This window comes from Emticicia agri, from assembly GCF_004168285.1.
Classification (GTDB): Bacteria; Bacteroidota; Bacteroidia; order Cytophagales; family Spirosomataceae; genus Emticicia; species Emticicia agri.
The window spans coordinates 121,647-135,063 of record NZ_SEWF01000008.1; the positions used below are offsets into that span (position 1 = coordinate 121,647).

At 39.0% G+C, this 13,417-nt stretch carries 9 protein-coding genes; 1 reads left to right on the forward strand and 8 read right to left on the reverse strand.

Annotation, left to right across the window (positions count from 1 at the left end; translation table 11 throughout):
* Positions 1–112 precede the first annotated feature (112 nt).
* The 8 genes from EWM59_RS07465 to EWM59_RS07500 form a co-directional block, all read right to left on the reverse strand.
* Positions 113–2,524 (reverse strand): ABC transporter permease, encoded by a 2,412-nt coding sequence (locus EWM59_RS07465; RefSeq protein WP_130020324.1) that lies wholly within the window; start codon positions 2,522–2,524, stop codon positions 113–115.
* 258 nt (positions 2,525–2,782) lie between these two features.
* On the reverse strand, positions 2,783–3,790 hold the full coding sequence (locus EWM59_RS07470; protein WP_130020325.1) for a Gfo/Idh/MocA family oxidoreductase: 1,008 nt from the start codon (positions 3,788–3,790) through the stop codon (positions 2,783–2,785).
* A gap of 102 nt (positions 3,791–3,892) precedes the next feature.
* Positions 3,893–6,367: a PAS domain-containing sensor histidine kinase gene (locus EWM59_RS07475; RefSeq protein ID WP_130020326.1), complete on the reverse strand. Its 2,475-nt coding sequence runs from the start codon at positions 6,365–6,367 to the stop codon at positions 3,893–3,895.
* 387 nt (positions 6,368–6,754) lie between these two features.
* Positions 6,755–8,074 (reverse strand): threonine synthase, encoded by a 1,320-nt coding sequence (gene thrC, locus EWM59_RS07480; protein WP_130020327.1) that lies wholly within the window; start codon positions 8,072–8,074, stop codon positions 6,755–6,757.
* A gap of 293 nt (positions 8,075–8,367) precedes the next feature.
* Entirely contained in the window at positions 8,368–9,471 is a 1,104-nt protein-coding gene (gene carA / locus EWM59_RS07485) for a glutamine-hydrolyzing carbamoyl-phosphate synthase small subunit (protein ID WP_130020328.1), read from the reverse strand.
* Between the two features lie 386 nt (positions 9,472–9,857).
* Positions 9,858–10,568: a carboxypeptidase-like regulatory domain-containing protein gene (locus tag EWM59_RS07490; RefSeq protein WP_165372133.1), complete on the reverse strand. Its 711-nt coding sequence runs from the start codon at positions 10,566–10,568 to the stop codon at positions 9,858–9,860.
* A 69-nt stretch (positions 10,569–10,637) separates the two neighbouring features.
* A complete protein-coding gene (locus EWM59_RS07495; protein WP_130020330.1) occupies positions 10,638–11,471 on the reverse strand; it encodes a phosphatidate cytidylyltransferase in 834 nt (277 codons plus the stop codon).
* Positions 11,443–11,739, reverse strand: coding sequence for a putative signal transducing protein (locus tag EWM59_RS07500; protein ID WP_130020331.1), 297 nt, complete (start codon positions 11,737–11,739; stop codon positions 11,443–11,445). Before EWM59_RS07500 ends, EWM59_RS07495 begins: the two co-directional genes overlap by 29 nt.
* Before the next feature lie 196 nt (positions 11,740–11,935).
* On the opposite strand from EWM59_RS07500, the gene EWM59_RS07505 reads away from it, so the two are divergent.
* Positions 11,936–13,411, forward strand: coding sequence for a cell division protein ZapB (locus EWM59_RS07505; RefSeq protein WP_130020332.1), 1,476 nt, complete (start codon positions 11,936–11,938; stop codon positions 13,409–13,411).
* Positions 13,412–13,417 lie beyond the last annotated feature (6 nt).

A 13,417-nucleotide genomic window follows, 5' to 3' on the forward strand; every position in this document is an offset into this window, starting at 1 on the left:
TAGTGATTTAGTGATTTAGTGATTTAGTGATTTAGTGATTTAGTGATTTAGTGATTTAGTGATTAATTTACAGAGTTTTAAATAATCACACAATCACTAAATCACTAATTTCCTACTCCATTCTCAAACTCTTCACCGGATTCAACAAAGCGGCTTTGATGCTTTCTAAACTTACGGTTAAAAAGGCTACTAATAACGAAACGACACCTGCCGTTAGAAAAATCCACCATTCCATTTCTATCTTGTAAACGAAATTCTGTAGCCATAGATGGCTTATGTACCAACCAACAGGTACAGCCATAACAATAGCCATCAATACCAGTTTAAGGAATCTGGTTGAAAGTAAGGCAACAATACTGGCTACAGATGCCCCCAGCACTTTACGGATACCTATTTCTTTTGTGCGTCTGTGTGCTGAAAGTTTGGCAATCCCGAATAGTCCAAGGCAACAGATGAAAAAAGAAATGCCCGTAGCATAGCCTATAATCTTTTGCCAACGCTCTTCCTGATAATATTGTTGATGATTGAGTTCGTCTAAAAAACTATACCGATAAACCGCTCCGGGCATCACCTTTTTGAATATTTTTTCCCAAGCTTGCAAAGCCAGTACCTGATTTTTACGATTGAGTTTTAGCCATATTCCACCCGCAAATGGTTCATACATAAACATAATCATCGGTTGAATCCGTTCTTTCAAAGACCCTGAATGGAAATCTTTAATCACGCCTATAATCTCCCGCTTGCTATTCTCGAAATAGGGAGCAATTGTTACCTGCACTCCCAGCGGCTTTTTAAGACCGTATGCTCTGACGAACGCCTCATTAACAATCAACCCCCGTTGTTTATCTCCTGAGAAATCAGGGGAGAAATTTCTCCCAAGTTTTACTTGGATACCTAAAGTCGGGATATGATTATAATCACCATTCCTGTAAGTAGTTTTAATGGTACGATTGCCCACTTTTGTATCATAAGTGCCAGCCTCAGCGCCGAATGATATATTTTCAATAAACGGAACATTCAAAACCTCATTTCTTAATTGGGCACTGATTTTAGGTAAATCTCTGTTCCCCGGAATCTCTGACCTTAGCACCTGCGCAGGCATATAGCCGAGGTCTTTGTTCCGAATAAAATCCATCTGACTATAGAATATCATGGTAGCAATAATCATGATGATGGAAAGCGAAAACTGAAACACAATCAGACCATTACCGAAAAGACCATTATTCAGCAATTTCGGCTTTTTATAGAGTGCATCAACTGGCCGGAGAGCAGACATAACTACAGAAGGATATAAGGCTGCCATCAGAATATTAATCAACAACAATGCGCCAAAGCATAAGATTGACCTGACACTTAATACCTCAATGAATTGGATAGCCTTCCCTGATAAAACATTAAATACTGGCAGACAGACACTAACAATAGCAATTGCCAATAGAAAAGCCATCAGGCAGATAATACCGGATTCGCTCAGAAACTGGAATATGATTTGTTGCCGTGTACTGCCTGTGGCTTTGCGGATACCCACCTCTTTAAATCGGGAAAATGAATTGGCTAAACTGATATTGATAAAGTTAATACTTGCCATAATCAGTATGAAAGCAGCGATACCTATAAACAGATAGCTATACAGTGGTGAACTTGTATTGACAACCCCCGATTCGCCATTAAGTTGTAAAGGATTCAGGTGTATATCTTGTATTGACTGCAAACCATAAGTAATATCAGGATTAAATTTATTTTTAAGACTTTCTGCCAGTTGGTCCTTTGCATAGACACGATAAATCTTATTCATTGTATTGATAACATTGGCAGTATTGGCTTTGGGGTTCAGTACCATAAATGTTCCCAGATAGCTATTCAGCCAGTTAGGGTCATTAAAAGCGAGTTGCATAAACCTGAATGGAAGAAGCATTTCGAATTGAAGGGACGAATTTTCAGGAGGGTCTTTTACAACGCCGGAAATAATCAAAGGCTTGCCCAACGTTTGTGCCGATGGGTCTGCATCAAGCTCCAATAATTTGCCTAACACATCAATGCTATTAAAAAAACGTAAAGCTGTTTTTTCTGTAATAACTACAGAATTTATGGTAGAAAGGCTATGTGCATGAGTCCCTCTCAGCATAGGAAAAGAAAAAACATCAAAAAAAGTACTGTCCACAAATAAAGGTCGTAATCGTATTGCTTTACTCCCAGCGTGTACATCGCTATAGATGCTTCCTCCCATCACCCGGGTAATGGCAGTTATTTCAGCAATTTGTTGTTTGAAGGCCACTGCCTGTACCATTCCGGTACCTCCGGTCAATTGTCTTTCTGCACCGGGTTGTTCTGTAATGGCCGTGGTTACCCTGTAAAGATTCGGATTATTCTCATGAAATGTATCGAAGTCATATTCATCTCTTACAAACAAATAAGCCAGCAGCATACAACTCATACCGATAGCTAACCCAACTATATGAATGAGAGCGTAAATTTTGTTTTTGGCAAGATTACGCACAGCTATTTTGAGGTAATTTTTTAACATATTCAGTAAAATCGTGAATGAGTGAATAAAGAATTAGCGAATGCAGCTTAGTGAATATTTACTCCTTACCAATATGTCGATTAAATATCCAGATTCAAAGAAAGAACTTTCATGCAGTTATTTCCCTGAAATACTGTAAATTGATTGTAAAAGATTGTAAATCAATTATTTTCCCTACCGAAAAAAAATATCCATTACTATAACCCCTAATAGTTCTTATAGTAATGGATAAATCAAAAAATTCAATTATTCGCTAATTCACGATTGCCTCACTGCCTCAATCACCTTCATTTGTGCTATTATCTGCTCGGGCTTGATGAGTGGTTCTTTGCCCTCAGCAATTACCTCATAAAGATTCTGGAATAATATACCCCAGTTACCCACTTCGGTATCAACATGCCCTCTGAAAGATACGCCATTGATTTCTGCATTCAGAATTCCACTATTGGCTTTAGATTCTACTCCGAAGCCTTCCATACCGGGCATTAATCCAGCTTTCAGGTTATCTTCCTGTACATCAAGCCCGTATTTTACAAATGAACCTTTCGTGCCGTGTATCACATATCTTGGCCCTTCCTCCCGCACCAGAAGGCTTGATTTAAGGGTAACTTTCAGGCTTCCATAATCTAATCTGATGTCGAAAGCATCATCAATTTCTGAGCCTTCTCTTTGCACATACGTTTCACCCCATACGCTTTTGGGTGCACCAAAAAGGGTGATAGTCTGGTCGATGATATGCGCCCCTAAATCATATAGAATACCATTGGCCGGACTCACTACTTCTTTCCATCTTTTAGAGTTCAGCACAGGTTTATACCTATCATAATGTGCTTCATAGCTCATTAATTCGCCTAAAACGCCACTTTCTACCACTTTCTTTACCGTTCTGAAATCACCATCGAAACGGCGGTTCTGAAACACACAAACTACCTTATTCTTTTCTTTAGCCAGTGCCACAATCTCTTCGGCCTCTGCTACTATAGAAGTAAAAGGTTTCTCTACTAAAATATGTTTATTGGCTTGCAGGCTCTTGATAGCCAATTCGTGGTGTGTCAGACTTGGGGTACAGATACTTACTAACTCTATTTCATCGTCGGCCAGTACTTCATCTATACTTTTGGCTACGCCAACATTCGGAAAAATAGCCCTTGGGTCCTGACTGTTGCAAACAATAGTTTTTAAACGGAAATTAGGATTAGCTTCAAAGAAAGGAGCTTGCAGGTATCTCCCCGATAGTCCAAAACCTACTAAGGCTACATTAATCATGATTTAATAAAGTAAGGTTGTAAATGAGAGGCTAAATTAAAGAAAAAAGCCTTTTTGCAAGCATACAAAAAGGCTTTTTTCTGAGAAACATGCTGAAAGCTATCAAAGCTGCTCGGCAGGAATATAAATATCAAATGTCGCTCCCTGGTTTGGTATGCCGTTAGCTGTAATAAATCCATGATGATTATCAACAATTTTCTTTACAATAGCCAAACCAATGCCTGTACCTTTGTACTCGCTTTTACCGTGCAAGCGCTGAAACATTTCAAAAATACGCTCGCTATATTCATTCTCAAATCCAATACCATTATCTGTTATGCTGATATGGCAATATTTCTGATTAGCAAGCAATGCCACATTTTCTTTACCTGTTGCTGTAATTATACGGCTTTGTATCTGAATCTTTGGCGGAATTTCAGGATTTAAGAATTTCAGCGAATTACCAATCAGATTAGTCAGAAGTTGTTTAAACTGAAAAGGAATGGCTTTAACTTCGCATAAAACTTCAACCTCTATAACTGCTTTTGTTTCTGATATAATTTCCTTGAAATCTTCTTTTATTTCATTCACAACTTCATTTATGGAAATTTTCTCAAAAACTTTTTCCACCGAGTTAGTTCTTGAATAAGCTAATAAATCCTCAATCAGCGTTTGCATTCTCCTTACTGCGTTTCTCATTCTACCCAGATAATCTATCCCTGCTGCTGATAAGTTTTCTGTTTCTTTCTCTAACAACCGCCCTGAAAATGTCTGAATTTTTCTTAGAGGCTCCTGCAAATCATGGCTTGCCACGTAAGCAAAAGACTGAAGTTCGGTATTTATTCGCTCTAATTCTTTATTTTTTTGCTTGAGCACCAGTGCATCTGCTTTTCTTCTGTCTTCTGCCTGTTTTTTTTCTGTCAGGTCATGGGTAACTTTAGAAAACCCGATAACCTCTCCTGATTCGTTATGAATGGCAGTAATAACTACATTAGCCCAGAAAGGGCTGCCATCTTTCCTAATCCGCCAGCCTTCGTGGGCGACCCTTCCGGTACTTATAGCTTCTTGTAATAGTTTTTCAGGCAATCCACTTGCTTTATCCTGCGGCGGATAAAACGCCGAGAAACTTTTACCAATAATTTCCGGAGCAGTATAACCTTTTATTTTTTCTGCGCCTTTATTCCAGTTCTCAACTATGCCATTGCGGCTTAACGAAAAAATGGCGTAATCCTGTACTTCCTCTACCATCAGATGGTAGCGTTCTTCACTTTTTTTAAGTATCGCATTCAGGCGTTTCTGTTCTTTTATCTGGCTTTCTACTTCTTTTTCTAATTGAGTAGAAAAGGACTTCTGGTCTTCAATATCTGTGCTGGTACCTACCCACATCTGTATATTTCCGTGTGTATCACGTTGAGGGGTTGCCCTGCTCAGGTGCCAGCGATAAGTGCCATCATACCGACGGAAACGATGCTCGAACAAAAAATCCTGCCCTGTGCTAATGGCTTCCCTCCATTTTCTTATATTTTCTTCTCTATCATTAGAGTGAACCATTTCAAACCACTTATCTTCTTTAAACTCTTCGGGCTTTAAGCCTGAGTATTTCACAACAGATTGGTTATAATAATTCAAACTCCCTTGTGGAGTACTTGTCCATACAAATTGCGGCAGAGAATCAGCCAGAAATCTGAATTTCTGCTCACTTTCTTTAAGATTTTTTATGGCTTTTACCTGTTGGGTAATATCCTGTAGTGTACCGCTAAAACGATAGGCTTTATGATTTTGGTCGAATAAGGCTTTCCCTTTAGCTAAAACTATCCTTTCCTGTTGCGTAGCAGGATTCCTGATGGTGTATTCAATGTCATAATTCCCTCCTGAACTGAATTGCAGGGTATGCTGGATAGCGTCTATTACTCTTTGTCTATCAGATTCTATAATATTATTTAGTGCCAGTGGAAGTTCTATTTCGGCATCCTGAGCCAGACCAAACCAGCTTTTTAAACGGGCATTCCCTGTAAACCGATTGGTTACAGGGTTCAAATCCCAGGTACCTAATTCGGCTGCATCAATAATAAAACTAAGCTGGTCTTCTCTTTCTTTAAATGCTTTCAGATTCTGAACCTGTTGTGTGGTTTCATAGCAGGTTACAAAAACACCGACCGAATTACTCAATTCATCATTAACCGAGCTATAGCTGAAAGTCCAGTAAACATCTTCAATTCTATTGTTGCGATATATAGGCACTAATTGGTTTTCGCTCCAGGTGGCTTCACCTGTGGTTAATACATGGTCAATAAGCGGTTTAATGATATGCCAGATTTCGGGCCATGCTTTGTGAGCCTCCATGCCTAAAATAAACGGATGCTTGCCCTCTTTGCCTAAACTGGGGCGATAGGCATCATTATAAAAACAGAGTAAATCAGGTCCCCACCACAAAAACATAGGGAATTTGGAATTAAGCAGAATATTAATGGTAATTTTTAAACTTTGAGGCCAGTTTTCAGGATCTCCAATAGCTGTTTTGCTCCAGTCTTTCCGGCGAATCAATTCGCCCATTTCACCCCCACCTGTAATAAATGACTTTGTGGTTTCAGATTTCATGTAGTTTTCCTATTAAACACCATAACTTATCATTATAGCATATTTAAATATCTCCTGATTAGAAGCTCAACTAATCGCCAGCCAACCCTAATCTTATACTAATAAATTCAGCCTTACACTTTAAGTAAAGACAAAAATTCAATATTCAAAAATTAAGAGGTAGAGTTATCTGAAATAATAGCCATAATAGTCTATTTTTCAGAAAATACAGGTAGGAGGTTATAGGTAGGTGAAAATAAGTGCTGTTTAGTTTTTACTTAAAAAAACTCACCCAAAGTTAAACAAATAAATTAAAATAGGAAATTGAAATTTTTCAATTCATAGATGAAGCATGAGAAAAGCTACCATGAGCAATGAATAAATCAATAGCCATTCTCTTCTTTCAGATCAGGCTTTTGAAAAAGCTGCTATTATTGTCTGTTTAAATTCTTCGTAATCAGTACTTATTTTAGTGGCTTGTTTTTCTTTATCTAATAAGGCTGACAATCTTTCGGGAATGGCTTGTTCGCCAATTACCTCTTCTACCACATCTAAAAATTTAGCATAGTGTGCTGTAGATAAAAATACACCGGTTACGGGGTTTTCAAGTGTTTGCGTATAGTCTTTTAACCCAAGATAGGCCACAGCCGTATGCGGACACATGACATAACCTGTGCGCTCATATACTACCCGCATGGCTGTACGGGTTTCGGTATCTGTATAAAAATATCCCGTCAGCATTTTTTGCATTTGCTCTAAATCATTGTCAAACAATGCCTGCATACGTGGAAAATTACTCGGATTCCCCACATCCATCGCATTAGAAATCGTAGATAACGAAGGGCTGATAGGCTGATAAATACCTGACTGCAGATATTCGGGCACTACTTTGTTTACATTGGTAGCAGCAATAAACTGCTTAACAGGCATTCCCATCCGCCACGCCATAATTCCGGCACTCAAATTACCAAAATTACCACTTGGTACTGAGATAACTATCTCATTAGCCAAGCCCTTTTTCTTCAATTGCGCATAGGCATTGACATAATAAAAAGCCTGCGGAATCAGACGGGCAATATTGATAGAGTTGGCAGAAGCCAAAGAAAACTGTGCCGTTAGCTCTTTATCTAAAAATGCCTGTTTTACCAGTTTCTGACAATCATCAAACGTACCTTCTACTTCCAAAGCACTTACGTTTTCGCCAAGGGTTGTCAATTGTTTTTCCTGAATATCACTTACCTTTCCGCTTGGGTAGAGAATGGTTACATCAATATTAGGTGTCTGATAAAACCCTTGCGCTACAGCCCCACCCGTATCGCCCGAAGTCGCTACTAATATATGAATCTGTTGTGCTGATTTTTGCAGGAAATACGACATCAAGGCCGCCATAAATCTGGCACCGAAGTCTTTAAATGCCATGGATGGCCCATGAAACAATTCCAGGCAATAGGTATCGTCTTCTATTGCTACCAAAGGTGCAGGAAAATCAATGGCTTTGTTTACCAGTTCTTTTAAATCATCGGCAGGTACATCATCACCAATCAAGGCATGAGCAATCTCAAAGGCTATTTCTTGCAGGGTCAGATTCTCTATAGTATCCCAGAATGTTCGTGGTAATTTCGGAATAGAGGTAGGCATATATAAGCCATTATCTGGTGGTAATCCACGAAAAATAGCTTCTTCTAAAGATACATCAGGGCTTTGGTGTTGGGTACTGTATAATTGCATAGCAATGGTTTCAAAGAAATATTAAGGTTTCATTTCATAGAGACGAACGGTTCGCCGAGCGATGCATGGCGTCTCTATTGGCCTTTCTTGACCAATATATTTTAATTGAGAAGAGAATTTTGAAAAACGAATATAAATTTCTCTATTCATCGTCCAATGAAGACGCAATACATCGCTCGGCGAATCGTGCGTCTCTACAAGAAAACAATAAATCAATCCTATCCCCCTTTTTACAAATATAGGACGATTGGGAAAACCGTCCTATCAATTTATTTTTTTGCGCTTGGTGCGTATTATTTATCAAGCATTTTTACAAAATCATCAAACAAATATCTTGAATCATGTGGGCCGGGGGAGGCTTCGGGGTGATATTGAACCGAGAAAGCAGGTTTATCTTTACGGCGGATTCCTTCAATGGTATCATCGTTCAGATTTACGTGTGTCAGTTCGATATTCTCATTATTGCGTACCTGGTCAGGTTTTACGGCAAAACCATGATTTTGTGAAGTAACCTCGCAAAGACCTGTAATGAGGTTTTTTACCGGATGATTCAGACCACGATGTCCGTTTTTCATTTTGTAGGTATCAATACCACTGGCAAGTGCCAAAAGCTGATGCCCCAAACAGATACCAAATACGGGTTTACCCTCTTCTACTACCTCTTTGATTGTCTCAACTGCATAAGGCATGGCAGCTGGGTCGCCAGGGCCATTTGATAAGAAGAATCCATCAGGATTAAATTCTTTAATTTCTTCCAGGCTCGACTTGGCATTGAAAACCTTGCAGTAACAGTCTCTTGAAGTAAAGTTTTTCAGGATACTTTTCTTCACTCCAAAGTCAAGCACAGCTACTTTATACTTCGCATCTTCTGCGCCTAAAGTATAAGGTTCGGGTGTACTGACCACCGACGAAAGTTCGAGACCTTCCATCGACGGACATTTTTTTAATTCTACCATTAAATCTTCCGGGTCAAGAATTTCGGAAGAAATAATGCAGTTCATTACGCCCTTATCACGGATATGGCGTACAATCTGACGGGTATCTACATCGCAAATCCCAACTATACCTGCACGCTCAAAGTATTCCTGCAAAGAAAAATCAGCCGTTGTACGTGAGTAGTAATGATTGGCAAAAGCATTACAAACCATACCACTGATTGTTACGCTCTTCGATTCTTCTTCATCGTCTAACACCACTCCATAATTACCGATATGTGAAGTAGTATTAACAACAATTTGCCCGAAATACGAGGGGTCGGTATAAATTTCCTGATAGCCGGTCATACCAGTATTAAAACAGATTTCGCCAGCCGAAGTACCGATCTTACCAAGAGCTTTACCTTTGAAATAAGTACCATCTTCAAGAAGTAGAATGGCGTCAGAAGGTGTATGAGTCATTGAAAGGAGAATGTATGTGTTCCGATAAATATTATAAAATCTGTTTTGACTGATGCTTTATAGCATTTAGTTTCAAGTACAGTATCGGAGAACAAAGTTATATAAAAAACAGATACAGTCAGCAGAATTCTACAATAGTGCGTATTTTTTCTTTTTATAGTGCAATTATTATTATTCATCTATAAGAACCTGACGAGCCTCGAAAGGTCAGCGAATAGAAACGGTCCGCCGTTGCGGTCGCCGTCTAAAATAACAAAGGTATTATCCTCTTACATATGCGGACTTAAGTCCGCATTATATACTAAAATTGTTCCTTTTTTGTCTTAGACGGCGACCGCGACGGCGGACCGTTTCTATTCGCTGTCATTCAACATATATTAGGTCATTTACTGCTTCTTCATATCCCTGAAATACTGGTCTCGGGTTACATTATCACTGGGTGCAGCTTCTGCCCCTGCTTTCCATGATTTATCTTTCCATGCCCCGCTTTTAATCGATTTTACGAAATTAGCCCACGAGAATGGATTCAACAGCGGATTGGTCGTTAACTGGCCTCTGCTTTCAATTTGCTTGATAAACTGATTTTGCCCATACTTGAAATTATCATAGGAAGTCATTCCGTGTACAGAGGCCATCTTGGCTATATTCTCTGCGCTATAAGTTTCTCTGAGAATCTGTCTTTCACGTTCATCCGGCAACTTCATGTCAACCAACGCCTGTTTGAATTCTTCTTCTGTACTGAACGGATAAACTTTAACTTCTTTTAACATTTTAGAGTCCACCTGCAACTCTACAAACACCGAATAATCGACATCTGTCTTTCGGGGTATCACATGAAATTGTTTCTTAAAACCTAAGTAACTGAATACGATGGTATCACCCGGAAAGGCGGCTATACCAAAGTATCCTCTGCTATTAGACAAAGTTCCTCTACCCGCCTGTGGAATCGTAATATAGGCACCCGGCAAAGGTTCTTTGGTTTGCCCGTCAATCACTACACCTGAGAAAGTAATGTATTTTATTTCGCCCTGCGCATGTCCTAAATAGCTCACTACCAGGCCGATAAAAATAAAAAGATATGTAAGATTTTTTTTCATAGTATAGTCCATAAGGGTACAATCATACAGAGTTAAAACATTTTTTTTAATCAGGTAGGTTCAAAAAGATTAAGCAAAAATCTTTAAAAATGTTACAATAAATGGCATCGAGAGCAGTAATCCATCAAATCTATCCAGAAATCCCCCATGCCCCGGAATCACACTGCCCGAATCTTTTATAGCAATACTACGCTTAAATAATGATTCTACCAAATCGCCGAGGGTTCCGGTAACAGAAATTATTACAGCAATTCCATACCATTGCCAGGGCAGAACACAGTCGAAATACTGTGTTAAAATAAACGCCACAACCAAACCCAATATTGCCCCTCCGAAAAAGCCTTCCCAGGTCTTTTTGGGTGAGACACGTTCGAATAATTTACGTCGGCCTAAAAACCTTCCGGCAAAATAGGCTCCTGTATCATTAGCCCATAAAATAAATAAACAACCCAATATCAGTTTTGGCTCATAGCCTCTGTCGGTCAGCACCAGTTCATTAATCAGCGCAAAAGGTACTGCCACATAAGTAATGCCTAAAAAAGTGTACCCAAGGTTGGCAAAAGGCTTCGAGTCTTTCTTTTTATAGAGTTTTATAAAAAAAGTAGTAGTAAGCAAAGGTACAATCAGATAATAAAACTTAAACGGAATCATGTCTTTCTCAATAAAAAATGTCAGTCCGTTTAATACAATCCCACAGAAAGTTCCATAAAAAGTTAAAGGCAGGTTGGCGTCTAATTTTAATAGTTTATAAAACTCACGTTGGGTCAATACACTAATGGCCAGAAACAGTACCCAGAATGTCCATTCATTATACAATACGGCAGCTAAGATAATGGTTACGCCTATTACAGCAGCAATGATTCGTTGAGTAAGGTTAGAGAATTGGTTTAGTTTCTGTGTCATTTTGGTTGAATATATCAATAATCACTTTTGCAATATTTTCCTGATGCTCAGGTACACGTATTTCGCACCAGCCCCAGAGATAATTACGGTCTTTCCTGTTCAAAACTACAGCCATTACTTCGTGTGTCAGTAATTCATTTTTAAGGAGTTCGGCTTTAATAACATCGGGTGTCTCAAAAACCTTTACCCATTTTACCATAGTCTCAATATTTTTTTCACCAAATATAGGGGTATTTTCTTTAAAACCGTAAGCTCTTGTCTGCCACAAAACCTATTTTTTTAATTTTCTCTATTAGTACATACCTATCCAAGGTACTCTCTCCTGACCTGTTATTTCTTCTATCTATCAGGATTTACCATGAAAAACCCCTACTAAGCGTCATGCTGTATTACGGTTTTCCGTAATTGATGGGTGTTTATTAATTAGGGAAATTTGCTTCAACATTTCTCAAAGCATATAAACCATGAAAAAACTTCTATTATTACTCTTTGTATCTACCGCAGTTTTTGGGCAGTCGGTTGAAATTACCCCGACTTCTGACGGTTTGAATCCTAATACTAATATCCGTAAGTCAGGTATCGGGTACGAGCATAGCAATAACTCTGTCAGAGTCGGAACCTTTGTCAATGATTATTCAGCCTTTATTCAGACCCATTCAAACCATCCATTAAGATTTGCCACTAATAATGGCTCTCAGCAATTCATTATTAATACAGACGGAAAAGTAGGCATAGGCTCATTTACTCCATTTTATTGGTTAGATGTAAAAGGAAGAGGCCGGATAAGACACAATACTGGTGAAACTGCGGGTATATGGTACAACAAATCAGATGATACAGAAGGGGCTTTTGCAGGGATGTATAACAACGACATCTATGGTCTGTTTGGCATGGGTGCGGTCTCAAACTGGAAATTCGGATTTGATTTGGTTAATACTAAAATGGGTATAGGCACCATGACTCCGAAGCACCCCTTGACATTTTCGAGTGCGCTTGGTGATAAGATTTCGTTCTGGGGAGGCAATACTGCCGCTACTGATAATCATTATGGTATGGGAATTCAGTCAGCAGCTTTACAACTATATGTACCTTCTACCAATGAAAGTATAGTTTTTGGTACGGGCAGAAGTGGCGCTTTTACAGAGAAAGTACGTATAACAGGTGCCGGAAATGTGGGTATTGGTATAAACAATCCGCAGGGCTCTTTAGAGGTAACCAGAGGAACAGGTGTAAACGGTACAGCCGCTTTTTATGGCAATTTGCACTCTTCTCACTTCAATTACAGTACAGCCGAAGATACCTATATCAGAGGTGGAAAGGCTAATTCAAAAGTTATTATTAATGATGTGGCAGGGTTAGGCAATGTAGGGATTGGTACGGCTTCGCCTGCCTATAAACTTCAGGTAAATACTACCGGAAACATTGCTGGTATTGTTCATGCCGATAATACAGGTATTCGGGTTGGTACTTATATAGGTTATTCAGCTGGCTGGTTCGGAACTCTCTCAAATCACCCTTTGGCTCTTTTTGTTAATAATGGAAATGCTGCCCTTACAGTCACAACCGATGAACGCTTTCAGTTTGGGGGTACAACCATTCCGGCAGGATATAAGATGAGTGTTGATGGCAAGGTTATCTGCACCGAATTAGAGGTATTGGTTACTCCGTGGCCTGATTATGTATTCAAACCTGATTACCGTTTAAAACCACTTCATGAAGTAGAGAATTTTATTCAGACTAACGGACATCTACCCAATATTCCGAAAGCCTCCGAAATCGAAAGCAAATCATTAGCAGTTGGTAACATGAGTAAACTGCAAATGGAAAAAATAGAAGAACTGACACTCTACCTGATAGAAATGAATAAAAGATTGCAAAAGGTAGAAGCAGAAAACGAGGCTTTGAAAAAAGAGTTGAATGCTGTTAAATCTCAAAACTAAGATAGC

Excerpts from the sequence above, each read along its gene's own strand:
- EWM59_RS07465 (WP_130020324.1), bottom strand. The coding sequence starts at position 2,524 with ATGTTAAAAAATTACCTCAAAATAGCTGTGCGTAATCTTGCCAAAAAC.
- EWM59_RS07475 (WP_130020326.1), bottom strand. The coding sequence starts at position 6,367 with ATGAAATCTGAAACCACAAAGTCATTTATTACAGGTGGGGGTGAAATG.
- thrC (WP_130020327.1), bottom strand. The coding sequence starts at position 8,074 with ATGCAATTATACAGTACCCAACACCAAAGCCCTGATGTATCTTTAGAA.
- EWM59_RS07470 (WP_130020325.1), bottom strand. The coding sequence starts at position 3,790 with ATGATTAATGTAGCCTTAGTAGGTTTTGGACTATCGGGGAGATACCTG.
- EWM59_RS07505 (WP_130020332.1), top strand. The coding sequence starts at position 11,936 with ATGAAAAAACTTCTATTATTACTCTTTGTATCTACCGCAGTTTTTGGG.
- EWM59_RS07495 (WP_130020330.1), bottom strand. The coding sequence starts at position 11,471 with ATGACACAGAAACTAAACCAATTCTCTAACCTTACTCAACGAATCATT.
- carA (WP_130020328.1), bottom strand. The coding sequence starts at position 9,471 with ATGACTCATACACCTTCTGACGCCATTCTACTTCTTGAAGATGGTACT.
- EWM59_RS07490 (WP_165372133.1), bottom strand. The coding sequence starts at position 10,568 with ATGAAAAAAAATCTTACATATCTTTTTATTTTTATCGGCCTGGTAGTG.